The organism is Streptomyces sp. NPDC111507 (assembly GCF_055638955.1).
In genome coordinates this window covers 80,260-105,088 of record NZ_JBVKBU010000021.1, presented here as the reverse complement: position 1 = coordinate 105,088, position 24,829 = coordinate 80,260, and the positions used below count along the sequence as shown (strand labels likewise).

Genomic DNA, 24,829 nt, shown 5'->3' with positions numbered 1-24,829 from the left:
CCGCCGCCGGTGGCGCCGCTGCCGGCCGCCGATCCGACCGCCCTGCCCCGCTACGGAACGGTCTGGAGGGGTGTCGTGATCAATGACGCGAATGATGCGTTCTGCGAGTGCGGGTTTGTGGCAGGGCCCCCGGATCACGGATGATGATCGCGGCGGAGGCGGTACGCAGATGTGGTTGATCGCGCAGTGAACGGGCGGTGAACGCCTGCTTCTCATCATCCGATAGCCTCTGCCGACATGCCGCCCAGCGGCCTGAGCCCCCTCGGGCCTGGGGCCGGGGCCTTCCCACCACGTACACGCCCGGCGCGAGGCCGCGTCGGCACCCAGGGAGTGAGTTCGCTGTCGACCGCCATCCTCACCGGTCAGCCGGTCCCCGGATCGTCGCTCGAGAGCGATCTGCGGTCGCTCGGCTTCGACGTGCGGCTCGCCGGCGAAGCCGGTGACGCCGAGACACTGCTGGCCGCCGTACCGGCGGACCAGCGGGTCGCCGTCGTCGACGCCCGCTTCGTGGGGCACCTGCACGCGTTGCGCCTCGGTCTCACGGACCCACGGTTCGCGGCCTCCGCGCTGCCCGGCGCCGTCTCGGTACAGCCCGAGGCCCGCCGGGCGCTGACCCGTGCCGTGGCCCGTGAGAGCTCCGCCTCCGGCGGCCTCGCCGTCGCCACCGACAACCTCGCCGAGCGGCTCACCGCGGCCCTCGACGCGGACGGCGTCGCCGTGTTCCGCCCCGAGCTCGGCACGCTCGTCGCCGCGGTCCCCACCGACCCGCAGGAGCGCAACGAGGCCCGGCAGGCCGTGTCCGCCGTGGACGACGAGGCCGTACGCCTGCGCAGCGCGGTCAAGGCCCGCGACGGCTTCTTCACCACGTACTGCATCAGCCCGTACTCGCGCTACATCGCCCGCTGGTGCGCCCGTCGCGGCCTGACCCCGAACCAGGTCACCACCGCCTCCCTGCTCACCGCGCTGGTCGCCGCGGGCTGCGCCGCCACCGGCACCCGCGCCGGATTCGTCGCGGCCGGGCTGCTGCTCCTGTTCTCCTTCGTCCTGGACTGCACGGACGGGCAGCTGGCCCGCTACTCGCTCCAGTACTCGACGCTCGGCGCCTGGCTGGACGCGACCTTCGACCGCGCCAAGGAGTACGCCTACTACGCGGGCCTCGCCCTCGGAGCGGCCCGCGGCGGCGACGACGTATGGGCCCTGGCGCTCGGCGCGATGATCCTCCAGACCTGCCGGCACGTCGTGGACTTCTCCTTCAACGAGGCGAACCACGACGCCACCGCCAACACCAGCCCCACCGCCGCCCTCTCGGACAAGCTCGACAGCGTCGGCTGGACGGTCTGGGTGCGCCGGATGATAGTCCTGCCCATCGGCGAACGATGGGCGATGATCGCCGTCCTCACGGCGCTGACGACCCCCCGCATCACCTTCTACGCGCTGCTCGTCGGCTGCGCGTTCGCCGCGACGTACACCACGGCGGGCCGTGTACTGCGCTCGCTCACCCGCAAGGCCCGGCGCACGGACCGGGCGGCGCAGGCGCTGGCGGATCTCGCGGACAGCGGACCGCTCGTCGAACTGCTGGCGCGCCTCGCGCGCGGCACGGTCCGTGTCGCGGCGCCCGTCAGTGCCGCCGTCGGCGGCGTCCTCGTGGTGACCTCTGCCCTGCTCTGGGGCGCGGGCTGGCAGACCGTCCTGTGCGCCGTCGGCTACGTGCTCCTGTCCGCCCTCGCCGTCGTCCGCCCCCTCAAGGGCGCCCTCGACTGGCTGGTGCCCCCCTTCTTTCGCGCCGCCGAATACCTCACCGTTCTGGTACTGGCGGCCAAAGCCGATGTGAACGGAGCGCTTCCTGCGGCTTTCGGCCTGGTGGCCGCCGTCGCCTACCATCACTACGACACGGTGTACCGCATCCGCGGCAACGCCGGAGCCCCCCCGCACTGGCTGGTGCGGGCGATCGGCGGGCACGAAGGCAGGACGCTGATGGTCACCGTCCTGGCCGCGCTGCTCACCGCCGCACAGTTCAAGGTCGCGCTCACGGTGCTCGCCGTGGCCGTGGCGCTGCTGGTGCTCGTGGAGAGCATCCGCTTCTGGGTGTCCTCCGGGGCCCCCGCCGTACACGACGAAGGAGAACCCGCATGATCGGCCTCGTGCTGGCGGCCGGCGCCGGACGGCGTCTGCGTCCCTACACCGACAGCCTCCCAAAGGCTCTCGTGCCGGTGGGTCCCGCGGGCATGGAGGACAGCATCACGGTCCTGGACCTGACCCTCGGCAACTTCGCCGAGATCGGTCTGACCGAGGTCGGGATCATCGTCGGCTACCGCAAGGAAGCCGTGTACGACCGCAAGGACGCCCTGGAGGCCAAGTACGGCCTCAAGATCACCCTCATCGACAACGACAAGGCCGAGGAGTGGAACAACGCCTACTCCCTGTGGTGCGGCCGTGACGCCCTCAAGGACGGTGTGATCCTCGCCAACGGCGACACCGTGCACCCGGTCTCCGTCGAGAAGACGCTGCTGGCCGCCCGCGGCGACGGCAAGCGGATCATCCTCGCCCTCGACACGGTGAAGAAGCTCGCCGACGAGGAGATGAAGGTCGTCGTGGACCCCGACAAGGGCGTCCGGAAGATCACCAAGCTGATGGAGCCTGCCGAGGCCACCGGCGAGTACATCGGTGTCACCCTCATCGAGGGCGACGCCGCCGCCGACCTGACCGACGCCCTGAAGACGGTGTGGGAGACGGACCCGCAGCAGTTCTACGAGCACGGCTACCAGGAGCTCGTCAACCGCGGCTTCAAGATCGACGTGGCGCCGATCGGCGACGTCAAGTGGGTCGAGATCGACAACCACGACGACCTCGCCAAGGGACGGGAGATCGCGTGCCAGTACTGACAAGGCTCATCCCCTCCCCGGTTGTCGTCGACATCCGCGCGGGTGCCCTGGACGACCTGGCGAGCGTGCTCTCCGACCAGCGGATCTCGCACTCCGGGAAGCTGGCCGTCGCCGTGAGCAACGGCTCCGGCGCGAAGCTGCGCGAGCGGATCGCCCCGGCCCTGCCCGGTGCCACCTGGTACGAGGTCGGCGGCGGCACCCTCGACGACGCGATCCGGCTGGCCGGTGCCATCAAGGCCGGCCACTACGACGCGGTCGTGGGCCTGGGCGGCGGCAAGATCATCGACTGCGCGAAGTTCGCCGCGGCGCGCGTCGGCCTCCCGCTGGTCGCCGTGCCCACCAACCTCGCGCACGACGGCCTGTGCTCGCCCGTCGCGACCCTCGACAACGACGCGGGCCGCGGCTCCTACGGTGTGCCGAACCCGATCGCGGTCGTCATCGACCTCGATGTGATCCGCGAGGCCCCCGTACGGTTCGTGCGCTCCGGCATCGGTGACGCCGTCTCCAACATCTCCGCCATCGCGGACTGGGAGCTGGCCAATCGCGTCAACGGCGAGAAGATCGACGGGCTCGCGGCCGCGATGGCACGCCAGGCCGGAGAGGCCGTACTGCGTCACCCCGGCGGCATCGGCGACAACGACTTCCTCCAGGTGCTCGCCGAGGCACTGGTCCTCAGCGGGATCGCCATGTCGGTGTCGGGCGACTCACGGCCCTCGTCGGGCGCCTGCCACGAGATCAACCACGCCTTCGACCTCCTCTTCCCCCAGCGCGCGGCCAGCCACGGCGAGCAGTGCGGTCTTGGCGCGGCCTTCGCGATGTACCTGCGGGGGGCGCACGAGGAGTCGGCGTACATGGCCGAGGTGCTGCACCGGCACGGGTTGCCGGTGCTGCCCGAGGAGATCGGGTTCACCGTGGACGAGTTCGTGCAGGTCGTGGAGTTCGCTCCGCAGACCCGGCCGGGCCGGTACACGATCCTCGAACACCTCGACCTGAAAACCAACCAGATCAAGGACATCTACTCCGACTATGCCAAGGCCATCAGTAGCTGAACTCCGCCCCGTCGTTCATCCCGCAGGGGTGAAGGACCGGCGCAGCGGTGAGCATTGGGCGGGACGCCTCTACATGCGAGAGATCTCGCTGCGCTGCGACCGCTACCTGGTGAACACCAGGATCACGCCCAACCAGCTCACGTACCTGATGACTGTCTTCGGCGTGCTCGCCGCCCCAGCCCTGCTGGTGCCGGGGATCCCGGGCGCCGTGCTGGGCGTGATCATGGTCCAGCTCTACCTGCTGCTCGACTGTGTCGACGGTGAGGTGGCGCGCTGGAAGAAGCAGTTCTCGCTCGGCGGGGTCTACCTGGACCGGGTCGGTGCCTATCTGACCGACGCCGCGGTGCTCGTGGGCTTCGGCCTGCGCGCCGCCGATCCCTGGGGTTCCGGGCGGATCGACTGGCTCTGGGCCTTCCTCGGCACCCTGGCGGCCCTCGGCGCGATCCTGATCAAGGCCGAGACCGACCTCGTCGGCGTCGCCCGCCACCAGGGCGGCCTGCCGCCGGTCAAGGAGTCGGCGTCCGAGCCGCGCTCCTCCGGCATGGCGCTGGCCCGCAAGGCCGCCGCCGCGCTGAAGTTCCACCGGCTGGTGCTCGGCATCGAGGCGTCCCTGCTGATCCTGGTGCTGGCCATCGTGGACTCGGTGCGCGGGGACCTGTTCTTCACCCGCCTCGGCGTCGCGGTCCTGGCCGGCATCGCCCTCCTCCAGACCGTGCTGCATCTCGTGTCCATCCTCGCCTCCAGCAGGCTGAAGTGAGTACGGCGATGAAGGTCGGCGCGGTCATCATCACCATGGGCAACCGCCCCGACGAGCTCCGAGCCCTGCTGGACTCCGTCGCCAAGCAGGACGGCGACCGGGTCGAGGTGGTCGTGGTCGGCAACGGCTCGCCCGTCCCCGACGTCCCCGAGGGCGTACGCACCGTCGAGCTGCCCGAGAACCTCGGCATACCCGGCGGCCGCAACGTGGGCATCGAGGCCTTCGGCCCCGGTGGCACGGACGTCGACGTCCTGCTCTTCCTCGACGACGACGGCCTCCTCGCCACCCACGACACCGCCGAGCTGTGCCGCCGGGCCTTCGCCGCCGACCCCGAACTCGGCATCATCAGCTTCCGGATCGCGGACCCCGAGACCAAGGAGACCCAGCGCCGCCACGTACCGCGGCTGCGCGCCTCCGACCCGATGCGCTCCTCGCGCGTGACCACCTTCCTCGGTGGCGCCAACGCGGTCCGTACGAAGGTCTTCGCCGAGGTCGGCGGACTTCCGGACGAGTTCTTCTACGCCCACGAGGAAACCGACCTCGCATGGCGGGCCCTGGACGCGGGCTGGATGATCGACTACCGGTCCGACATGGTGCTGTACCACCCCACGACCGCCCCTTCGCGGCACGCGGTGTACCACCGCATGGTGGCCCGCAACCGCGTCTGGCTCGCGCGCCGAAACCTTCCGGCGCCGCTCGTCCCCGTCTACCTCGGCGTCTGGATGCTCCTGACCCTGGCCCGCCGTCCCTCGGGACCTGCCCTGAAGGCGTGGTTCGGCGGTTTCAAGGAGGGCTGGACCAGTTCCTGCGGGCCCCGGCGCCCCATGAAGTGGCGTACGGTGTGGCGGCTGACCCGCCTCGGTCGTCCTCCTGTCATCTGACAAGCGGCTGCGCCATCTGAGAAGCTCGTTCCCGGGAGCACGTTCGCCGTACCCCGGTGTCCCGTGCCCTCAGCCCCTGCCCGACCAGGCCGTGCGCATCATGAAGACGAAAGTTTCCATTTGTGAGTGAGACAACGCATGACGGAGCTGTCGCGGTGAGCGACCGTCCGTCCCCCGATGACGGGCTCTCCGCGGCCGACCTGGCCGACAAGTACGGGCTCGCGGTGAGCGGCGCCCGGCCCGGACTCGTCGAGTACGTGCGTCAGCTGTGGGGGCGGCGGCACTTCATCCTCGCCTTCTCGCAGGCGAAACTCACCGCGCAGTACAGCCAGGCCAAGCTCGGCCAGCTGTGGCAGGTGGCGACGCCGCTGCTGAACGCGGCCGTGTACTACTTCATCTTCGGCGTGATCCTCAAGGCCAGCCGGGGCATGTCGCACGACACCTACATCCCGTTCCTGGTGACCGGTGTGTTCGTCTTCACGTTCACGCAGAGCTCGATCATGGCGGGCGTCCGTGCGATCTCGGGCAACTTGGGGCTGGTGCGCGCGCTGCACTTCCCGCGCGCCTCGTTGCCCATCTCCTTCGCGCTCCAGCAGCTCCAGCAACTGCTGTTCTCGATGATCGTGCTGTTCGTCGTGGTGATCGGTTTCGGCAGCGTGCCGGGTCTGTCCTGGCTCCTGATCGTCCCGGTGCTGGTGCTGCAGTTCCTCTTCAACACCGGCCTCGCGCTGATCGTGGCGCGCATGGGCGCCAAGACGCCGGACCTCGCCCAGCTGATGCCGTTCATCCTGCGCACCTGGATGTACACCTCGGGCGTCATGTTCTCCATCAGCAACATGCTCGTCGGACGGCCCGAGTGGTTCATCCGCGCGCTCCAGGTGAACCCGGCCGCGATCTACATGGACCTGATGCGCTTCGCCCTCATCGACGGCTACGGCGCCTCGCACCTGCCGCCCCATGTGTGGGCCATCGCCACCTTCTGGGCCGTGGTCGTCGCCGCCGGCGGGTTCGTGTACTTCTGGAAGGCGGAAGAGAGGTACGGCCGTGGCTGAGCAGACATCCCACATCCCGACCGTGATCGCGGACGAACTGCACATCGTCTACCGCGTGAACGGCGCCAAGACCGGCAAGGGCAGTGCCACCGCCGCCCTCAGCCGCATCATCAAGCGCGGCGAGGAGCGGGGCGTACGCAAGGTGCACGCCGTCAAGGGCGTCTCCTTCACGGCCTACCGCGGCGAGGCCATCGGCCTGATCGGCTCCAACGGCTCCGGAAAGTCCACGCTCCTGCGTGCCATCGCCGGTCTGCTGCCCGCCGAGAAGGGCAAGGTCTACACCGACGGCCAGCCCTCGCTGCTCGGCGTGAACGCGGCCCTGATGAACGACCTCACGGGCGAACGCAACGTCATATTGGGCGGGCTCGCGATGGGCATGTCGCGCGAGCAGATCAGGGAGCGCTACCAGGAGATCGTCGACTTCTCGGGCATCAACGAGAAGGGCGACTTCATCACCCTGCCGATGCGCACCTACTCCTCCGGCATGGCGGCGCGGCTGCGCTTCTCCATCGCGGCTGCCAAGGACCACGACGTCCTCATGATCGACGAGGCCCTCGCCACCGGAGACCGCTCCTTCCAGAAGCGCTCCGAGCAGCGGATCCGCGAGCTCCGCAAGAGCGCGGGCACGGTGTTTCTGGTCAGCCACAACAACAAGTCGATCCGCGACACCTGCGACCGCGTGCTCTGGCTGGAGCGCGGTGAGCTGCGGATGGACGGTCCGACCGAAGAGGTCCTCAAGGAGTACGAGAAGTTCACGGGCAAGTAGCTCGTAGGAGCCAGGGCCCCGCCGCAACGATTCGGCGGGGCCCTGCGTCTGCAAAGGAAACGCCAACTCCTGCTGGCCTTAGGAATCTTGACACCAATCGGTGTGTTGTTGTGATGTGCAGGACACCCCGACGAACCTTGCTGCGTTGTACAACGTAAGCTGTACCGGTGCTGAATCGCGGCAAGTGGGGCGATACTGCGCGACACCCGGCACCGGCGCGCCGCGCGGAGTCCCGGGCGGCGTGTCCGAAATGGGCACTATTGGGTCGGCAGTGTAGAACGGGAGATGTGACGGCAATGGCTACGGAAACTCTCCAGCTCCGCGACGCGTGTGCCGTCCCCGCGCCGGGCGGCGAGCGGTGACCCAAGCCGGTACGGCGCGCACTGGTGAGACGGAGCGCGGAACGCTCGACAAGGCCGCGGGCGAGAACTTCCCCGTGGCACCCTTCTTCCTGCCCCAGGCCTGGCGCGACGACCTGATGGCCGTCTACGGCTTCGCCCGCCTCGTCGACGACATCGGTGACGGCGACCTCGCCCCGGGCGGCGCGGACGCCAGGCTGCTCGGCGTGTCGCGCGAAGAGGCCGAGGACCGTCTCGTACTCCTGGACGCCTTCGAGGCCGATCTGCACCGCGTGTTCGACTCGACGCCGCACCACCCGCTGCTGCGCCGCCTGCAGCCCACGGTCCGCCGCGCGGACCTCACCCCCGAACCCTTCCTCGGGCTGATCGCGGCCAACCGCCAGGACCAGCTGATCAAGCGCTACGAGACCTATGACGACCTCGTGGCCTACTGCGAGCTGTCCGCCAACCCCGTCGGCCGCCTGGTGCTGTCCGTCACCGGCACCTCCACGCCCGAGCGGATCCGCCGCTCGGACGCGGTGTGCACGGCGCTGCAGATCGTCGAGCATCTCCAGGACGTCGCCGAGGACCTCGGCCGCGACCGCATCTACCTGCCGGCCGAGGACATGAAGCGCTTCCATGTCCAGGAGGCGGACCTCGCCACGGCCACCGCGGGCGCATCGGTGCGCGCGCTGGTCGCATACGAAGCAGAACGCGCGCTCCACCTCCTGAATGAAGGCACCCCCCTCGTGGGTAGCGTCCACGGCAGGTTGAAGCTGCTGCTCGCGGGGTTCGTGGCAGGGGGAAGGGCGGCGATCCGCGCGATCGTCGCCGCCGAATACGACGTACTTCCCGGCCCGCCCAAGCCCGGCAAGCTCCAGCTGCTGCGCGAGGTGGGAGTGACTCTGCGAGGAGAGGGGTGATCCGGACCGTGGAGTCGGAACAACACGTGTCCGCACCGGTACTCGCCGCATACAGCTACTGCGAGGCAGTGACCGGTCAGCAGGCTCGTAATTTCGCCTATGGCATCAGACTTCTGCCGACGCCCAAGCGTCGTGCGATGTCGGCGCTCTACGCGTTCTCACGGCGTGTCGACGACATCGGCGACGGCGCGCTGCCGACGGACGTGAAGGCGGCGCGGCTCGAGGACACCCGGGCTCTGCTCGCCCGGGTCCGCGAGGGCCGGGTCGACGAGGACGACACCGACCCGGTCGCGGTCGCCCTCAGCCACACCGCCGCGTACTTCCCGGTGCCGCTGGGCGGCCTCGACGAACTCATCGACGGCGTCCTGATGGACGTACGCGGTGAGACGTACGAGACCTGGGACGATCTGAAGGTGTACTGCCGGTGCGTGGCCGGGGCGATCGGGCGGCTCTCGCTCGGCGTGTTCGGTACGGAACCGGGGGCGCGCGGCGCCGAGCGCGCGCCGGAGTATGCGGACACGCTCGGGCTCGCGCTCCAGCTCACCAACATCCTCCGGGACGTACGGGAGGACGCCGCCGGCGGGCGCACCTATCTGCCCGCCGACGACCTCGCGAAGTTCGGCTGCTCGGCCGGGTTCAACGGCCCGACGCCGCCCGAGGGCTCCGACTTCGCGGGCCTCGTCCACTTCGAAGTGCGACGGGCCCGGACCCTTTTCGCCGAGGGCTACCGGCTGCTGCCCATGCTCGACCGGCGCAGCGGCGCCTGTGTCGCGGCCATGGCCGGCATCTACCGGCGGCTCCTCGACCGCATCGAGCGCGAGCCGGAGGCCGTGCTGCGCGGCCGTGTCTCGCTGCCGGGGCGCGAGAAGGCGTACGTCGCCGTGCGCGGCCTCTCCGGTCTGGACGCCCGGCATGTCTCCCGGCGTACCGTCAGGAGGCGTACCTGATGGACAATATGGGCCAAGGTGATTCCATCGGCGAAAAGCGGCACGCAACCCTCCGGCACCGGGTGGCGTCCCTGACTGCGATGGCCTGCCGTGCACCGTTCAATCACCGCGGCACGGCCGCTGGGGAGGGTGCACGATGAGCGAGGACACGCAGCCCACGGGGGCTTCGGGCCGCCCGGAAGGGGCCGGCGCCGTAGTGATCGGCGGCGGGCTGGCCGGAATCACCGCCGCGCTCGCACTGGCCGACGCCGGGGTGCGTGTCACCCTGCTCGAAGGCCGGCCGCGGCTCGGCGGGCTCGCCTTCTCCTTCCGGCGCGGCGAACTCACCGTGGACAACGGACAGCATGTGTATCTGCGCTGCTGCACCGCCTACCGCTGGTTCCTCGACCGCATCGGCGGGGCCTCGCTCGCGCCCCTGCAGGATCGTCTCGACGTGCCCGTTCTCGACGCCGAGGCGAAACCCGGGCGGCGGCTCGGCAGAATCGGCCGCAGCGCGCTGCCCGTACCTCTGCATCTCGCGCGCAGCCTGGCGACGTATCAGCATCTGTCGCTCGCCGAGCGCGCCAACGTCGGCCGTGCCGCACTGGCGCTCAAAGCGCTCGATCTCGACGATCCGGCCCTCGACGACCGGAACTTCGGCCAATGGCTCACCGAACACGGTCAGTCGGAGCGTGCCGTCGAGGCACTGTGGGACCTGGTGGGGGTCGCCACCCTCAACGCGGTGGCCGGCGACTCCTCGCTCGGGCTCGCCGCGATGGTGTTCAAGACCGGTCTGCTGTCCGACCCGGGCGCGGCCGACATCGGCTGGGCACGCGTCCCGCTGGGCGAACTGCACGACACGCTGGCCCGCAAGGCGCTCGACTCCGCGGGCGTGCGTACCGAAGTCCGTACACGCGTCACCTCCATCTCCCTTAACGAGAACGGGCGTTGGAGCGTTCAGGTTCCCGGCGAGACGCTCGACGCCGACACCGTCGTCCTCGCCGTACCCCAGCGCGAGGCGCACGATCTGCTGCCCGAGGGAGCGCTCGACGCCCCTGAACAGCTGCTGGAGATCGGCACCGCGCCGATCCTCAACGTCCATGTCGTCTACGACCGGAAGGTGCTCGCGCGACCGTTCTTCGCCGCCCTCGGCTCCCCGGTGCAGTGGGTCTTCGACCGGACCGACGCGTCCGGACTGCGGGAAGGGCAGTACCTCGCCCTGTCGCAGTCGGCCGCCCAGGACGAGATCGACGAACCCGTCGCCGTTCTGCGCGAGCGCTATCTGCCGGAGCTGGAGCGGCTGCTGCCCACCGCGCGCGGCGCGGAGGTGAAGGACTTCTTCGTGACCAGGGAGCGCACCGCGACGTTCGCCCCCACCCCGGGCGTCGGGCGGCTGCGGCCCGGCGCTCGCACCAGAGCCCCCGGCCTGTATCTGGCCGGCGCGTGGACCGCCACCGGGTGGCCCGCGACCATGGAGAGTGCGGTCCGCAGCGGCGCCGGTGCGGCGCGAGCCGCCCTGGGCGCCCTGGGCCGGCCCCGCGACCACCTCCTCGCGTTCGAGGAGGCGGCCTGATGCTCGACGAGCGCGCGGCGGACCCCCGCACCCCCGGTACCGCAACAAGAGGAGAGACTGTGCCCACTGTGCCCCCGGCCGACAAGGCTGCCGACGCGGTGGACGTGACCGCGCTCCTGGAGCGCGGCCGGACCCTGGCCACACCGGTGCTGAAGGCGGCCGTCGACCGCCTGGCGTCGCCCATGGACACCGTCGCCGCCTACCACTTCGGCTGGATCGACGCCCAGGGCAACCCCGCGGACGGCGACGGCGGCAAAGCCGTACGCCCCGCGCTGGCCGTGCTGTCCGCGCAGGCCGCCGGTGCCGCCCCCGAGGTCGGCGTGCCCGGCGCGGTTGCGGTCGAGCTGGTGCACAACTTCTCCCTGCTGCACGACGACCTGATGGACGGCGACGAACAGCGCCGCCACCGCGACACCGTCTGGAAGGTGCACGGCCCCGCCCAGGCGATCCTCGTCGGCGACGCCCTGTTCGCGCTGGCCAACGAGATCCTCCTCGAACTCGGCACCGTCGAGGCCGGCCGCGCCACCCGCCGGCTGACCAGCGCCACCCGCGCCCTCATCGACGGCCAGGCCCAGGACATCTCCTACGAGCACCGCGACCGCGTCAGCGTCGAGGAGTGCCTGGAGATGGAGGGCAACAAGACGGGCGCCCTGCTCGCCTGCGCCTGCTCCATCGGCGCGGTCCTCGGCGGCGCGGACGACCGCACCGCGGACACGCTGGAGAAGTACGGCTACCACCTCGGCCTGGCCTTCCAGGCCGTCGACGACCTCCTCGGCATCTGGGGCGACCCGGAGGCCACCGGCAAGCAGACCTGGAGCGATCTGCGCCAGCGCAAGAAGTCCCTGCCGGTCGTGGCGGCGCTCGCCGCGGGCGGGCCCGCCTCCGAGCGGCTCGGCGAACTGCTCGCCGAGGACGCCAAGGCCAGCGACTTCGAGAACTTCTCCGAGGAGGAGTTCGCCGTGCGCGCCGCGCTCATCGAGGAGGCGGGCGGCCGCGAGTGGACCGCCCAGGAGGCACGCCGCCAGCACACCATCGCCATCGAAGCCCTGGACGCCGTGGAGATGCCCGACCAGGTGCGGGCCCAGCTCGTGGCACTCGCCGACTTCGTCGTCGTACGGAAGAGATGATCACTATCGGTCGAATAAACCTCGCGTAGTCGCCGGCCGGTGCCGCGGGAGCACACGCACCGGCCGACGGCGGACCCAGCAGAGTCGTACCACTGCACGAAGGGGAAGCCATGACAGCGACGACCGACGGAAGCACCGGGGCACTGCCGCCCCGGGCTGCCGCGGCCAGCGAAATCCACCCAGAGACGACTCCCGTGGCGGCCGGGACAGTCGAGACCCGAGACGTCGCCACGCACGCCATACAGCGCGCCACCGATTTCCTGCTCTCACGGCAGGACGCGGAGGGCTGGTGGAAGGGCGACCTCGAGACGAACGTCACGATGGACGCCGAGGACCTGCTCCTCCGTCAGTTCCTGGGAATCCGCGACGAGACGACCACACGCGCCGCCGGACTGTTCATCCGCGGCGAGCAGCGCGAGGACGGCACCTGGGCCACCTTCTACGGCGGCCCCGGCGAACTCTCCACCACCATCGAGGCGTACGTCGCCCTGCGGCTGGCCGGGGACGGCCCGGACGAGCCGCACATGGCGAGGGCGGCCGCCTGGATCCGCGAGCGGGGCGGCATCGCCTCGGCCCGCGTCTTCACCCGGATCTGGCTCGCCCTGTTCGGCTGGTGGAAGTGGGACGACCTGCCCGAACTCCCGCCGGAACTCATCTACTTCCCGAAGTGGATGCCGCTCAACATCTACGATTTCGGCTGCTGGGCGCGGCAGACGATCGTGCCGCTGACCATCGTCTCGGCGAAGCGCCCGGTGCGGCCCGCGCCGTTCCCGCTCGACGAGCTGCACACCGACGCCAATGATCCCAACCCGGTCAAACCCCTCGCTCCCGTGGCGAGTTGGGACGGAGCCTTCCAGCGTCTCGACAAAGCCCTGCACCAGTACCGCAAGGTCGTCCCGCGCAGGCTGCGCCGGGCCGCGATGAACACCGCGGCGCGCTGGATCATCGAACGGCAGGAGAACGACGGCTGCTGGGGCGGCATCCAGCCACCCGCGGTGTACTCGGTCATCGCGCTGCACCTGCTGGGCTACGACCTCCAACACCCCGTCATGCGTGAGGGGCTGGCGTCGCTGGACCGGTTCGCCGTCTGGCGCGAGGACGGCGCCCGGATGATCGAGGCCTGTCAGTCACCGGTCTGGGACACCTGCCTCGCCACCATCGCACTCGCCGACGCGGGCCTGCCCGCCGACCATCCGCAGCTGGTGAAGGCCGCGGACTGGATGCTCGGCGAGGAGATCGTGCGGCCCGGGGACTGGGCGGTGAAGCGGCCCCACCTTCCGCCCGGGGGTTGGGCCTTCGAGTTCCACAACGACAACTACCCCGACATCGACGACACCGCCGAGGTCGCCCTCGCGCTGCGCCGCGTCCGCCACCACGACCCGGAGCGCGTCGAGCACGCCATCGGGCGCGGGGTGCGCTGGAACCTCGGTATGCAGTCCAAGGACGGCGGCTGGGGCGCCTTCGACGTCGACAACACCAGCGCCTTCCCCAACCGGCTCCCGTTCTGCGACTTCGGGGAGGTCATCGACCCGCCGTCCGCCGACGTCACCGCCCATGTGGTGGAGATGCTCGCGGTCGAGGGGTTCTCGCACGACCCGCGCACCCGCCGGGGCATCGAATGGCTGCTCGCCCACCAGGAGCCGGACGGCTCGTGGTTCGGGCGCTGGGGTGTCAACTACGTCTACGGAACGGGGTCGGTGCTCCCGGCGCTCGTGGCCGCCGGACTGCCGGCCTCGCATCCGGCGATCCGCCGGGCCGTAGCCTGGCTGGAAACCGTCCAGAACGACGACGGCGGCTGGGGCGAGGACCTGCGCTCCTACCACGAGGTCGCCGAGTGGAGCGGACGCGGCGCCTCGACCGCCTCCCAGACCGGTTGGGCGCTGCTCGCCCTGCTGGCCGCGGGGGAGCGGGACTCCAAGGCGGTGGAACGCGGGATCGCCTGGCTCGCGGAGACCCAGCTGGCGGACGGCTCCTGGGACGAGCCGTACTTCACCGGCACCGGGTTCCCGTGGGACTTCTCGATCAACTACCACCTCTACCGGCAGGTCTTCCCGCTCACCGCGCTCGGCCGCTATGTCCACGGCGAACCGAGCTTCGTCCACGGCGAGTCGTTCGCCGAGGTCAAGGGGGGTTGATGAGCACAAAGCCCGATCCGGCCCCGCTGCTGATCGCCTGCGCGCTCGGCATCGAGCACCTCGCCCTGCGCAGCGGCGACCGCACCGGGGCCGACGGGCCCGTCACCGTGCTGCGCACCGGCATGGGGCCCAAGGCCGCCGAACGCTCGCTCACCCGGATCCTGGCCGACCCGGCGCTGAGCGAGGCCGCCGTCCTGGCCACGGGTTTCTGCGCGGGGCTCGCCCCGGGCATGCACCCCGGTGATCTGGTGGTCGCCGAGGAGACCCGGGACCCACGCGGCAGCACCCCGTGCGTGGGCACCGAACTGCTCGTCAAGGAACTACTGCGCACCGTGCCCGGGCGCACCGTCCACACCGGGCCGCTCACCGGCTCCGATCACGTCGTCCGAGGTCACGAGCGGTCGGATCTGCTCGCGACCGGCGCGATCGCGGTCGACATGGAATCCGCGGCCACGCTCCACAGCGCCGTGCGGGCGGGCGTGCGCCCGGTTGCGGCCGTACGGGTGGTCGTGGACGCTCCAGAACATGAACTCGTCCGAATCGGCACAGTGCGCGGTGGAATATCAGCTTTCCGTGTTCTTCGTGCCGTTCTCCCCGCTTTCTTTGAATGGCACCGTTCTTTGTTGCTCCCCCGGAGGTGAGCCAGATGGCCATGCCGCTTCGGCAGTCCATGAAGGTCGCTGCGTACCTGTTTGAACAGAAGCTCAGGAAGCGGGACAAGTTCGCGCTGCTGGTCGAGTTGGAACCCCTCTTCGCCTGCAACCTCAAATGCGAGGGCTGCGGCAAGATCCAGCATCCGGCGGGGGTGCTCAAGCAGCGCATGCCCGTTGCCCAAGCCGTGGGGGCGGTCCTCGAATCCGGCGCGCCGATGGTGTCCATCGCCGGCGGCGAGCCGCTGATGCACCCGCAGATCGACGAGATCGTGCGGCAGTTGGTGGCCAAGAAGAAATTCGTCTTCCTGTGCACGAACGCGCTGTTGATGCGCAAGAAGATGGACAAGTTCAAGCCCTCGCCGTATTTCGCCTGGGCCGTGCACATCGACGGGCTGCGCGAGCGGCACGACGAGTCGGTGGCCAAGGAGGGCACCTTCGACGAGGCGGTCGCGGCCATCAAGGAGGCCAAGCGGCGCGGCTTCCGGGTCACCACCAACTCGACCTTCTTCAACACCGACACCCCGCAGACCGTCATCGAGGTCCTCAACTTCCTCAATGACGACCTGAAGGTGGACGAGATGATGCTCTCGCCCGCCTACGCCTACGAGAAGGCGCCCGACCAGGAGCACTTCCTCGGCGTCCAGCAGACCCGGGAGCTGTTCAAGAAGGCCTTCTCGGGCGGCAACCGGCGCCGCTGGCGGCTCAACCAGAGCCCGCTCTTCCTGGACTTCCTGGAAGGCAAGGTCGACTTCCCGTGCACCGCGTGGGCGATCCCCAGCTACTCGCTCTTCGGCTGGCAGCGGCCCTGCTACCTGATGAGCGACGGGTACGTGCAGACGTACAAGCAGCTCCTGGAGGACACCGACTGGGACTCCTACGGGCGCGGCAAGGACGAGCGGTGCGCGAACTGCATGGCGCACTGCGGCTACGAGCCGACCGCCGTCCTCGCCACGATGGGCTCCCTCAAGGAGTCGCTGCGCGCCGCCCGCGAGACCTTCACGGAAAGCCGCGGGTGACGACATGACCGCCGTTTCCTTGGGCCTCCCCGAGGTGCCGGTCCGACCGATCGCCGAACGCCGTGTGTCGCGGCGGATCCAGGTCGGAGCGGTGGCGGTCGGGGGCGGAGCACCCGTTTCGGTGCAGTCGATGACGACGACGCGTACGTCGGACATCGGTGCCACCCTGCAGCAGATCGCGGAACTCACCGCGTCCGGCTGCCAGATCGTGCGCGTCGCCTGCCCCACGCAGGACGACGCGGACGCCCTCGCGACCATCGCCCGCAAGTCCCAGATCCCGGTGATCGCGGACATCCACTTCCAGCCCAAGTACGTGTTCGCGGCCATCGACGCGGGCTGTGCGGCGGTGCGGGTGAACCCGGGCAACATCAAGCAGTTCGACGACAAGGTCCGCGAGATCGCACGGGCCGCCTCGGACGCCGGGACCCCGATCCGGATCGGGGTCAACGCCGGGTCGCTCGACCGGCGGCTGCTGCAGAAGTACGGCAGGGCGACCCCCGAGGCGCTGGTCGAGTCGGCGCTGTGGGAGGCGTCCCTCTTCGAGGAGCACGGGTTCCGGGACATCAAGATCTCGGTGAAGCACAACGACCCGGTGGTGATGGTCAACGCCTACCGGCAGCTCGCCGCCCAGTGCGACTACCCGCTGCACCTCGGGGTGACGGAGGCCGGTCCGGCGTTCCAGGGCACGATCAAGTCCGCCGTCGCCTTCGGGGCGCTGCTCAGCGAGGGCATCGGGGACACCATCCGGGTCTCCCTGAGCGCCCCGCCCGCCGAGGAGGTCAAGGTCGGCCTCCAGATCCTGGAGTCGCTGAACCTGAAGCAGCGCCGCCTGGAGATCGTCTCGTGTCCGTCCTGCGGGCGCGCCCAGGTGGACGTCTACAAGCTGGCCGACGAGGTCACGGCCGGTCTGGAGGGGATGGAGGTCCCGTTGCGCGTCGCGGTCATGGGCTGCGTCGTCAACGGCCCCGGCGAGGCGCGGGAGGCGGACCTGGGGGTCGCCTCCGGCAACGGCAAGGGGCAGATCTTCGTCAAGGGCGAGGTCATCAAGACCGTGCCCGAGTCGAAGATCGTCGAGACCCTCATCGAGGAAGCGATGAAGATCGCCGAGCAGATGGAGAAGGACGGCGTCGCCTCCGGCGAACCCGCCGTCACCGTGAGCTGATCAGCACGGACCGAGAGGGGGCCCGAGCGTGACGATTCTGGAGAGCATCCGGGGACCACGCGACCTGAAGGCGCTGTCCGAGGCGGACGTCGGTGAACTGGCGGATGAGATCAGGGAGTTCCTGGTGCACGCGGTCGCCAGGACCGGCGGTCACCTCGGACCCAATCTGGGGGTGGTGGAACTCTCCATCGCGCTCCACCGGGTCTTCGAGTCACCCGTCGACCGCATCCTGTGGGACACCGGCCACCAGAGCTACGTACACAAGCTACTGACGGGACGCCAGGACTTCTCCAAGCTGCGCGGAAAAGGTGGCCTGTCCGGCTATCCCTCGCGTGAGGAGTCCGAGCACGACATCATCGAGAACAGCCACGCCTCCACGGCGCTCGGCTGGGCGGACGGGCTCGCCAAGGCCCGTCAGGTGCAGGGCGAGAAGGGCCATGTCGTCGCGGTCATCGGCGACGGCGCGCTGACCGGTGGCATGGCGTGGGAGGCGCTGAACAACATCGCCGCCGCCAAGGACCGCCCGCTGATCATCGTCGTCAACGACAACGAACGCTCGTACGCGCCGACCATCGGTGGCCTCGCCAACCACCTCGCGACCCTGCGGACGACCGACAGTTACGAGAAGGTCCTGGCCTGGGGCAAGGACGTACTGCTGCGCACCCCCGTCGTCGGGCACACGATCTACGAATCGCTGCACGGCGCGAAGAAGGGGTTCAAGGACGCCTTCGCGCCGCAGGGCATGTTCGAGGACCTCGGGCTCAAGTACGTCGGGCCGATCGACGGGCACGACGTCGGCGCCGTGGAGTCCGCGCTGCGCCGCGCGAAACGTTTCCACGGGCCGGTTCTGGTGCACTGCCTGACCGAGAAGGGGCGCGGTTACGAGCCCGCGCTCGCGCACGAGGAGGACCACTTCCACACGGTCGGTGTGATGGATCCGCTGACGTGCGAGCCGCTCGCGCCTTCGGGCGGGCCGTCCTGGACCTCGGTGTTCGGGGACGAGATCCTCCGGATCGGCGAGGAGCGGGAGGACGTCGTGGCGATCACGGCGGCCATGCTGCACCCGGTGGGGCTCGGGAAGTTCGCCGAGCGGTTCCCCGACCGGGTGTGGGACGTCGGGATCGCCGAACAGCACGCCACGGTGTCGGCGGCCGGGCTCGCCACCGGCGGTCTCCACCCGGTCGTCGCCGTCTACGCGACCTTCCTCAACCGGGCCTTCGACCAGCTCCTCATGGACGTCGCGCTGCACCGCTGCGGAGTGACCTTCGTGCTGGACCGGGCGGGGGTCACCGGTGTCGACGGGGCCTCGCACAACGGCATGTGGGACATGTCGATCCTCCAGGTCGTGCCGGGTCTGAGGATCGCCGCGCCGCGCGACGCCGACCAGCTGCGGGCCCAGCTGCGGGAGGCGGTCGCCGTCGACGACGCGCCGACGCTGATCCGCTTCCCGAAGGAGTCGGTGGGCCCCGAGATCCCGGCGGTCGACCACCTGGGCGGACTCGACGTCCTGCACCGCTCCGACGACACCCCGCAGGTCCTTCTGGTCGCCGTCGGCGTGATGGCGCCGGTCTGCCTCCAGGCGGCCGAGCTGCTGGAGGCCCGTGGGGTCGGCTGCACGGTCGTCGACCCGCGCTGGGTCAAACCCGTCGACCCAGCGTTGCCCGGCCTCGCGGCCGAGCACCGGCTCGTCGCGGTCGTCGAGGACAACAGCCGGGCGGCCGGCGTCGGCGCGGCGGTCGCCCTGGCGCTCGGGGACGCCGAGGTCGACGTGCCCGTACGGCGCTTCGGCATCCCGGAGCAGTTCCTCGCGCACGCCAAGCGCGGGGAGGTGCTGGCCGACATAGGTCTCACGCCCGTCGAGATCGCCGGGCGGATCAGCGCCGGTCTGGCCGTCAAGGACGCGCTGTCGAAGGACGCGCCGTTCGAGGATGAGTTGTCCAAGGAGAAACAGGAATGACCGACCCTGCGGAGAAGGGGGAGTTCGACCTCGGCGCGCTCCTCGCCGAGCGCGGAGCCGAGCGCTACGAGCTGCACACCAAGTACCTGAACCACCAGCTCCCGCGCATGTTGCACACCATCGGCTTCGACAAGGTGTACGAGCGGGCCGAGGGCGCGCACTTCTGGGACGCGGACGGCAACGACTACCTGGACATGCTCGCCGGGTTCGGGGTGATGGGTCTGGGCCGCCACCACCCCGTCGTCCGCAAGGCGCTGCACGACGTCCTGGACGCCTCGCTCGCCGACCTCACCCGCTTCGACTGCCAGCCGCTGCCCGGGCTCCTCGCCGAGAGGCTGCTCGCCCACAGTCCCCACTTGGACCGGGTGTTCTTCGGCAACAGCGGTACGGAGGCGGTGGAGACCGCGCTCAAGTTCGCCCGGTACGCCACCGGGAGGCCGAGGATCCTCTACTGCTCCCACGCCTTCCACGGGCTGACCACCGGCTCGCTGTCCGTCAACGGCGAGGACGGCTTCCGCGACGGCTTCGCCCCGCTGCTGCCCGACACCCCCGTTCCGCTCGGTGACCTGGACGCTCTGGCCCGGGAGCTGAAGAAGGGGGATGTCGCCGGGCTGATCGTCGAGCCCATCCAGGGCAAGGGCGTGCACGAGGCCCCACCCGGATATCTGCGTGCCGCGCAGGAGCTGCTGCACCGGCACAAGGCGCTGCTCATCGCGGACGAGGTGCAGACGGGCCTCGGGCGGACCGGGGACTTCTACGCCTACCAGCACGAGGAGGGCGTCGAACCGGACCTGGTGTGCGTGGCGAAGGCGCTGTCCGGCGGCTATGTGCCGGTCGGCGCGACCCTCGGCAAGGACTGGATCTTCAAGAAGGTCTACTCGTCCATGGACCGGGTCCTCGTGCACTCGGCGAGCTTCGGCTCCAACGCGCAGGCCATGGCGGCGGGCCTCGCCGTGCTCTCCGTGATGGAGAACGAACAGATCGTCGCCAACGCCCGGGCCACCGGAGAACAACTCAGGTCCCGGCTCGCGGCGCTCATCGACAAGTACGAGCTGCTGAGCGACGTACGCGGCCGGGGCCTCATGATCGGCATCGAGTTCGGTCGGCCCAAGTCGCTCATGCTGCGCAGTCGTTGGACCATGCTGCAGGCCGCCCGCAAGGGACTGTTCGCGCAGATGGTCGTCGTCCCGCTGCTCCAGCGGCACCGCATCCTCACCCAGGTCTCCGGCGACCACCTGGAGGTGATCAAGCTGATCCCGCCGCTGATCATCGGCGAACGGGACGTGGACCGGTTCGTGGAGGCCTTCACCGCCGTGATGGACGACGCCCACAGCGGCGGCGGCCTGATGTGGGACTTCGGAAAAACCCTGGTCAAGCAGGCGGTCGCCAACCGCTAGCCCCGCGGCGCGAGGAGACGGGGCGGGCTCGCAGCAGGGGCCGCCCGAATCGGGGCGGGCTCGAGGTACGGGCCCGCCTCAACCAGGGACGATCGTTTTGCCTCTGGGGCAAGAAACTTGCCCGAGAGGCAAGTGTGCGGCTCAATGGAGTGCATGAACCCTGTCGAGCCGGGGGCGGCCGCCACACCGCCCGAGTCCGCAGCAGCCGAGGTGCTGCCCGCCGTCGCACCGCAGCTGCGTGCGCTGCGCCGCCGGGCCGCGCTCACCCTGGAGGCCGCGGCCGGCGCCGCCGGCCTTTCGGCTGCCCACCTCTCCCGACTGGAGACGGGGCAGCGCCAGCCCTCGCTGCCGATGCTGCTCGCACTCGCTCGTATCTACGGTACGACGGTCTCGGAGCTGCTGGGCGAGACGGTCGCCGAACGGGACGCGATCGTTCGGGCCGCCGACATGGAGCCGACGAAGGCGGGCGGCTGGACCTACTGGCAGGCCGGTGCCCCGGGCCGCGGAATGCAGGCCCTGCGGGTGCACGTCCCCTACGGCTCGCAGGGCGACATCGTGCGCGTCCACCCCGGTGAGGAGTGGCTCTACGTCCTCCAGGGGCGGCTGCGGCTGCGCCTCGGGGACACCGCCCAGGTGCTCGCCCCCGGGGACAGCGCGCACTTCGACTCGCTGACCCCGCACCGCATCGCGGCCGCCGATCAGTCGGGGGCCGACCTCCTCTTCGTACACACCCTGCTGCAGAGCCCCACCGCCGCGCTGTGTCTCGGCCCGGCGGCAGGGCACCCGACCATGGGAGAGCTGTCATGACGGAATCCACCCAACCCCCGGAGTCCACGGAATCCGCCGACCCCGCCACTCGGCGGCGCATGGTCGAGAAGTTCCCCCGCGCCCTGTGGGTACGTCTCTTCATCTACATCGCCGTCGGCCACCTGTTCGCGGCCTTCATCTATCTGCTGTTCGAGCTGGGCGGGCAGAACCAGTAGCCCAGGGTTCAGTCCAGCAGGCGCTCGCGCAGCCGCTCCCGCTGCTCGGGCGTGACCCCCAGCCCCTGCTCCAGGTAGGCGTCGATGCCGCCCCAGGTCTCCTCGATCGTCTCGAAGGCCGCGGTCAGATACTCGGCGCGGGCGTCGAACAGGGGACTGAGCAGCTCCATGACCTCGGGGGAGTGGGCCGCTTCCGGGGAGCCGCTGCGGCGCACCTTGTAGCGGCGGTGCGTCGCGTTCGACTCCAGGTAGTCGGCCACGATCGCGTCGCGCTCGACGTCGAGGGCGAGGAGCGTCACGGCTATGGAGAGACCCGCGCGGTCCTTGCCCGCCGCGCAGTGCATCAGCGCGGGCACGCTGTCCTCGGCCAGGGCGTGCAGCACGTGGGAGTGCTCGGCCGTGCGTTCCTTGACGATCGTGCGGTAGGAACCGATCATCCGGTTCGCCGCCTTGCCGTCGCCGAGGTGCCCGCGCAGCTGTTCGACGTCACCCTCACGGACCATCTTCCAGAACTCGCTGCCGTCGGCAGGGTCGGTGAGCGGAAGGTTCACGTTCCGTACGCCCGGCAGATCGACGTCCGGCCCCTCCAGCTTCTGGTCCGCGGCATTGCGGAAGTCGAAGATCGTGTGCAGCCCGAGAGAGGAGAGGAACGCGGCGTCCTCCTCCGTGGCGTGCGCGAGATGACCACTGCGGAACAGCCGTCCGTAGCGCACTCGCCGGCCGTCCACGGTGGGCAGGCCGCCCACGTCTCGGAAGTTGCGCACTCCGGCCAGCTCCGGCTCGGTCGACGGCACCTGCTGCGTCACGGGGGCTCCTCCCATTGGACCGCCGGCGCTGCTCGGCGACGCTCGCCGACGGGAATCGCGCTTTCGACGATACGACATGGGTTCCTCAGGCAATGAAGTTGTCCACAGCCGTTGCCTCCCGGGTGAGACGCCGTTGATGATGTTGGCGATTGAGTGCGGATGTTCGAATCTGTGAGGGTTTGATGATCGATATCGGCGAAGATGGTCGTACGTGGCTTCTCTCGGGTCCCACGAGCAGCTACGCACTACGGCTGACCGACCTCGACGAACTGCTCCATGTCCACTGGGGGCCACGGATCACCCTCGCCGACGCCGAGTCGCTGGCCGCCCTGCCCGGCCCGCCGTACCGGCCCTTCGAGTCCCGGCTCGACGGGCGCGAGGAGTATCCCGTCGAGGGCGGCCCCCGCTTCGTACGCCCGGCGCTGTCCGTACGGACACAGGAGCGGCGCGGCACCGAGTGGCGTTTCGAGACATCCTTCGTGGAGCGACACGCCGACGGCGACGAACTGCGGCTGCGCTTCGCGGACGACGGGCTCGGCATCACCCTGCACTACCGGATGCGCGGCGACGTCGTCGAGCGCTGGGTGACCCTGGCCAACGAAGGACCTTCCCTGGAGCTGCTGCGCGCGGACTCCGCGACCTGGACGCTGCCCGAGCGCGACGGGTGGCGCCTCTCCCAGCTGCACGGGCGGTGGGCGGCCGAGTCCCGGCTCGCGCGCTCCCCCCTCACCTACGGTGAGAAGGTCATCGGCAGCCGCCGCGGGCACACCGGGCACCAGCACCTGCCGTGGGTCGCGCTGGACAGCGGGGCGAGTGAGGAGAGCGGCGAGGTCTACGGGTGCGCGCTCGGCTGGTCGGGCTCGTGGCGGATCTGCGTGGCCCAACTCCCCGACGCGCGCGTGCAGGTCTCCGGCGGCGCCGGGTACGACGACTCCGGACTGCTGCGCCTGGAGGCGGGGGAGTCGTACACCACCCCCGTCTTCGCGGGGCTGTGGAGCGACGGCGGCTTCGGCGCGGCGAGCCGGACGTGGCACGCGTACCAGCGGGCGTTCGTGATCCCGGACGCGGACCAGGACCGGCCGGTGCTCTTCAACTCCTGGGAGGCCACCCACTTCGACATCTCCGAGGAGCGGCAGCGGGAGCTGGCCCGGCGGGCCGCGGAGATGGGCGTCGAGCTGTTCGTCGTCGACGACGGCTGGTTCGGGGCAAGGACGAGCGACCGCGCCGGGCTCGGCGACTGGGCCCCCAACCCGGACCGCTTCCCGCAGGGACTGAAGCCGCTCGCCGACGACGTGCACGCGCTCGGCATGCAGTTCGGGATCTGGGTCGAGCCGGAGATGGTCAACCCGGACAGCGAGCTGTACCGCGCGCACCCTGACTGGGTGCAGTTCCAGCCGGGGCGGACCCGGACGGAGTTCCGCAACCAGCTCGTACTCAACCTCGCCCGACCGGATGTCCAGGAGTACCTGTGGGAGCAGCTCGACGGCCTGCTCTCGAGCGCCCCGATCGACTATGTGAAGTGGGACTTCAACCGCTGCTTCACGGACGCCGGTTGGCCCGGCGAGCCGTATCCGCAGAAACTGTGGGTCGAGCACGTGGAGGCCCTGTACGGGCTCCTGGACCGGCTGCGCGCCGAGCATCCAGGGGTCGCCTTCGAGTCCTGTTCGGGCGGTGGCGGCCGGATCGACCTCGGCGTCATGGCGCGTACGGACCAGGTGTGGACCTCCGACAACACCGACCCGCTCGACCGGCTCGCCATCCAGCACGGCTTCAGCCAGATCCACCCGGCCCGGATCATGGCCGCCTGGGTCACCGACAGTCCGAACGCGCAGCTCAACGGTCGGATCAGTTCGCTGCGCTTCCGGTTCGTGAGCGCCATGGCCGGGGTGCTGGGGGTCGGCGGTGACCTGGCCGACTGGAGCGAGGCGGACCTCGTCGAGGCGCGGGAGTGGGTGGAGCTCTACAAGGAGATTCGGCCGGTCGTGCAGCGCGGCGACCTCTACCGGCTGCGGCCTCCGGAGGGCGGGCTGAGCGCCGTGCAGTACGTCCACGGCGACGAGACCGTCGTCCTCGCCCTGCTCCAGGCCCAGCGTCACGGCGAGCCGGTCGCCCCGCTCCGGTTGCGCGGGCTCGATCCGAGCGCCGCGTACGAATGCCGCGAAACGGGCGAAGTGCACCGAGGTGCGGTGCTGCTGCATCACGGGTTGCGGACGAGGCTGCGCGGGGACTTCGATGCGGCAGTTGTCCGACTACGCCGTATGTGAGCGATCTGTCCTTATTGATGCCTTAATTCTAATTGGAGCTGGAATAAAGGACCGTGGTGTGACCTGCGTGAGCAGCGTCATATTCGTGACGATGCGTTGCGGGCCCGCTTTCTCGATCCGCCCGAATTCCCGGGCGGGTCGAGAGGTGGCGGAGGTCATTGTCCACGGAGGGTGACCGGAAT

Annotated in this window: 22 protein-coding genes; 21 read left to right on the top strand and 1 reads right to left on the bottom strand. The window is 70.0% G+C overall.

The window, feature by feature from the left end; all coding sequences use genetic code 11:
• Positions 1-339: 339 nt before the first annotated feature.
• From ACZ7M2_RS46220 to ACZ7M2_RS46125, 20 genes are all read left to right on the top strand, one after another.
• Positions 340-2,133: a DUF5941 domain-containing protein gene (locus tag ACZ7M2_RS46220; RefSeq protein WP_471600423.1), complete on the top strand. Its 1,794-nt coding sequence runs from the start codon at positions 340-342 to the stop codon at positions 2,131-2,133.
• Positions 2,130-2,882: a phosphocholine cytidylyltransferase family protein gene (locus ACZ7M2_RS46215; protein WP_471600380.1), complete on the top strand. Its 753-nt coding sequence runs from the start codon at positions 2,130-2,132 to the stop codon at positions 2,880-2,882. Before ACZ7M2_RS46220 ends, ACZ7M2_RS46215 begins: the two co-directional genes overlap by 4 nt.
• Positions 2,870-3,931: an iron-containing alcohol dehydrogenase family protein gene (locus ACZ7M2_RS46210; protein ID WP_471600379.1), complete on the top strand. Its 1,062-nt coding sequence runs from the start codon at positions 2,870-2,872 to the stop codon at positions 3,929-3,931. The genes ACZ7M2_RS46215 and ACZ7M2_RS46210 overlap by 13 nt, the downstream gene beginning before the upstream one ends.
• On the top strand, positions 3,909-4,688 hold the full coding sequence (locus tag ACZ7M2_RS46205; RefSeq protein ID WP_352047739.1) for a CDP-alcohol phosphatidyltransferase family protein: 780 nt from the start codon (positions 3,909-3,911) through the stop codon (positions 4,686-4,688). Before ACZ7M2_RS46210 ends, ACZ7M2_RS46205 begins: the two co-directional genes overlap by 23 nt.
• 8 nt (positions 4,689-4,696) lie before the next feature.
• Positions 4,697-5,569 (top strand): glycosyltransferase family 2 protein, encoded by an 873-nt coding sequence (locus ACZ7M2_RS46200; protein ID WP_403703966.1) that lies wholly within the window; start codon positions 4,697-4,699, stop codon positions 5,567-5,569.
• A 122-nt stretch (positions 5,570-5,691) separates the two neighbouring features.
• Positions 5,692-6,621 carry an ABC transporter permease gene (locus tag ACZ7M2_RS46195; protein ID WP_470047709.1) on the top strand — a complete coding sequence of 310 codons (930 nt, stop codon included), beginning with the start codon at positions 5,692-5,694 and terminating at the stop codon, positions 6,619-6,621.
• Complete coding sequence (locus ACZ7M2_RS46190; RefSeq protein WP_099919499.1) at positions 6,614-7,387, top strand: ABC transporter ATP-binding protein; 774 nt, start codon at positions 6,614-6,616, stop codon at positions 7,385-7,387. The genes ACZ7M2_RS46195 and ACZ7M2_RS46190 overlap by 8 nt, the downstream gene beginning before the upstream one ends.
• A gap of 358 nt (positions 7,388-7,745) precedes the next feature.
• Positions 7,746-8,648: a squalene synthase HpnC gene (hpnC, locus tag ACZ7M2_RS46185; RefSeq protein ID WP_471600378.1), complete on the top strand. Its 903-nt coding sequence runs from the start codon at positions 7,746-7,748 to the stop codon at positions 8,646-8,648.
• Complete coding sequence (gene hpnD / locus ACZ7M2_RS46180; protein ID WP_352047742.1) at positions 8,645-9,595, top strand: presqualene diphosphate synthase HpnD; 951 nt, start codon at positions 8,645-8,647, stop codon at positions 9,593-9,595. The genes hpnC and hpnD overlap by 4 nt, the downstream gene beginning before the upstream one ends.
• A complete protein-coding gene (locus ACZ7M2_RS46175) occupies positions 9,595-9,735 on the top strand; it encodes a DUF6380 family protein (RefSeq protein ID WP_382119283.1) in 141 nt (46 codons plus the stop codon). The genes hpnD and ACZ7M2_RS46175 overlap by 1 nt, the downstream gene beginning before the upstream one ends.
• On the top strand, positions 9,732-11,147 hold the full coding sequence (gene hpnE / locus ACZ7M2_RS46170; protein ID WP_471600377.1) for a hydroxysqualene dehydroxylase HpnE: 1,416 nt from the start codon (positions 9,732-9,734) through the stop codon (positions 11,145-11,147). The genes ACZ7M2_RS46175 and hpnE overlap by 4 nt, the downstream gene beginning before the upstream one ends.
• Entirely contained in the window at positions 11,147-12,274 is a 1,128-nt protein-coding gene (locus ACZ7M2_RS46165) for a polyprenyl synthetase family protein (RefSeq protein WP_079064752.1), read from the top strand. The genes hpnE and ACZ7M2_RS46165 overlap by 1 nt, the downstream gene beginning before the upstream one ends.
• 110 nt (positions 12,275-12,384) lie before the next feature.
• The gene (gene shc, locus ACZ7M2_RS46160) at positions 12,385-14,409 is read left to right on the top strand and encodes a squalene--hopene cyclase (protein ID WP_471600376.1); all 2,025 of its coding nucleotides are present in this window, start codon (positions 12,385-12,387) and stop codon (positions 14,407-14,409) included.
• Positions 14,409-15,050, top strand: coding sequence for a phosphorylase family protein (locus ACZ7M2_RS46155; protein WP_355432764.1), 642 nt, complete (start codon positions 14,409-14,411; stop codon positions 15,048-15,050). Before shc ends, ACZ7M2_RS46155 begins: the two co-directional genes overlap by 1 nt.
• A 5-nt stretch (positions 15,051-15,055) precedes the next feature.
• Complete coding sequence (hpnH, locus tag ACZ7M2_RS46150) at positions 15,056-16,078, top strand: adenosyl-hopene transferase HpnH (protein WP_075030350.1); 1,023 nt, start codon at positions 15,056-15,058, stop codon at positions 16,076-16,078.
• Between the two features lie 4 nt (positions 16,079-16,082).
• On the top strand, positions 16,083-17,240 hold the full coding sequence (ispG, locus tag ACZ7M2_RS46145) for a flavodoxin-dependent (E)-4-hydroxy-3-methylbut-2-enyl-diphosphate synthase (RefSeq protein ID WP_168513724.1): 1,158 nt from the start codon (positions 16,083-16,085) through the stop codon (positions 17,238-17,240).
• A 28-nt stretch (positions 17,241-17,268) separates the two neighbouring features.
• Positions 17,269-19,197 (top strand): 1-deoxy-D-xylulose-5-phosphate synthase, encoded by a 1,929-nt coding sequence (gene dxs / locus ACZ7M2_RS46140; RefSeq protein ID WP_471600375.1) that lies wholly within the window; start codon positions 17,269-17,271, stop codon positions 19,195-19,197.
• Positions 19,194-20,594, top strand: a complete 1,401-nt coding sequence (locus ACZ7M2_RS46135) for an aspartate aminotransferase family protein (RefSeq protein WP_471600374.1) — start codon at positions 19,194-19,196, stop codon at positions 20,592-20,594. The genes dxs and ACZ7M2_RS46135 overlap by 4 nt, the downstream gene beginning before the upstream one ends.
• A 153-nt stretch (positions 20,595-20,747) precedes the next feature.
• A complete protein-coding gene (locus ACZ7M2_RS46130) occupies positions 20,748-21,401 on the top strand; it encodes a helix-turn-helix domain-containing protein (RefSeq protein ID WP_471600373.1) in 654 nt (217 codons plus the stop codon).
• A 59-nt stretch (positions 21,402-21,460) separates the two neighbouring features.
• A complete protein-coding gene (locus ACZ7M2_RS46125) occupies positions 21,461-21,577 on the top strand; it encodes a DUF6126 family protein (protein WP_054232722.1) in 117 nt (38 codons plus the stop codon).
• A gap of 8 nt (positions 21,578-21,585) precedes the next feature.
• Here the strand turns inward: ACZ7M2_RS46125 and ACZ7M2_RS46120 are convergent, their stop codons facing one another.
• Positions 21,586-22,383, bottom strand: a complete 798-nt coding sequence (locus ACZ7M2_RS46120) for a tyrosine-protein phosphatase (RefSeq protein ID WP_471600372.1) — start codon at positions 22,381-22,383, stop codon at positions 21,586-21,588.
• A gap of 182 nt (positions 22,384-22,565) precedes the next feature.
• Here ACZ7M2_RS46120 and ACZ7M2_RS46115 point away from each other — a divergent pair, with 182 nt between their 5' ends.
• Positions 22,566-24,647, top strand: coding sequence for an alpha-galactosidase (locus ACZ7M2_RS46115; protein WP_471600371.1), 2,082 nt, complete (start codon positions 22,566-22,568; stop codon positions 24,645-24,647).
• Positions 24,648-24,829: the final 182 nt, after the last annotated feature.

Excerpts from the sequence above, each read along its gene's own strand:
- ispG (WP_168513724.1), top strand. The coding sequence starts at position 16,083 with ATGACCGCCGTTTCCTTGGGCCTCCCCGAGGTGCCGGTCCGACCGATC.
- hpnH (WP_075030350.1), top strand. The coding sequence starts at position 15,056 with ATGGCCATGCCGCTTCGGCAGTCCATGAAGGTCGCTGCGTACCTGTTT.
- ACZ7M2_RS46135 (WP_471600374.1), top strand. The coding sequence starts at position 19,194 with ATGACCGACCCTGCGGAGAAGGGGGAGTTCGACCTCGGCGCGCTCCTC.
- ACZ7M2_RS46115 (WP_471600371.1), top strand. The coding sequence starts at position 22,566 with ATGATCGATATCGGCGAAGATGGTCGTACGTGGCTTCTCTCGGGTCCC.
- hpnE (WP_471600377.1), top strand. The coding sequence starts at position 9,732 with ATGAGCGAGGACACGCAGCCCACGGGGGCTTCGGGCCGCCCGGAAGGG.
- ACZ7M2_RS46205 (WP_352047739.1), top strand. The coding sequence starts at position 3,909 with ATGCCAAGGCCATCAGTAGCTGAACTCCGCCCCGTCGTTCATCCCGCA.
- ACZ7M2_RS46175 (WP_382119283.1), top strand. The coding sequence starts at position 9,595 with ATGGACAATATGGGCCAAGGTGATTCCATCGGCGAAAAGCGGCACGCA.
- ACZ7M2_RS46155 (WP_355432764.1), top strand. The coding sequence starts at position 14,409 with ATGAGCACAAAGCCCGATCCGGCCCCGCTGCTGATCGCCTGCGCGCTC.
- ACZ7M2_RS46165 (WP_079064752.1), top strand. The coding sequence starts at position 11,147 with ATGCTCGACGAGCGCGCGGCGGACCCCCGCACCCCCGGTACCGCAACA.
- ACZ7M2_RS46200 (WP_403703966.1), top strand. The coding sequence starts at position 4,697 with ATGAAGGTCGGCGCGGTCATCATCACCATGGGCAACCGCCCCGACGAG.
- shc (WP_471600376.1), top strand. The coding sequence starts at position 12,385 with ATGACAGCGACGACCGACGGAAGCACCGGGGCACTGCCGCCCCGGGCT.
- ACZ7M2_RS46215 (WP_471600380.1), top strand. The coding sequence starts at position 2,130 with ATGATCGGCCTCGTGCTGGCGGCCGGCGCCGGACGGCGTCTGCGTCCC.
- ACZ7M2_RS46130 (WP_471600373.1), top strand. The coding sequence starts at position 20,748 with ATGAACCCTGTCGAGCCGGGGGCGGCCGCCACACCGCCCGAGTCCGCA.
- ACZ7M2_RS46125 (WP_054232722.1), top strand. The coding sequence starts at position 21,461 with ATGGTCGAGAAGTTCCCCCGCGCCCTGTGGGTACGTCTCTTCATCTAC.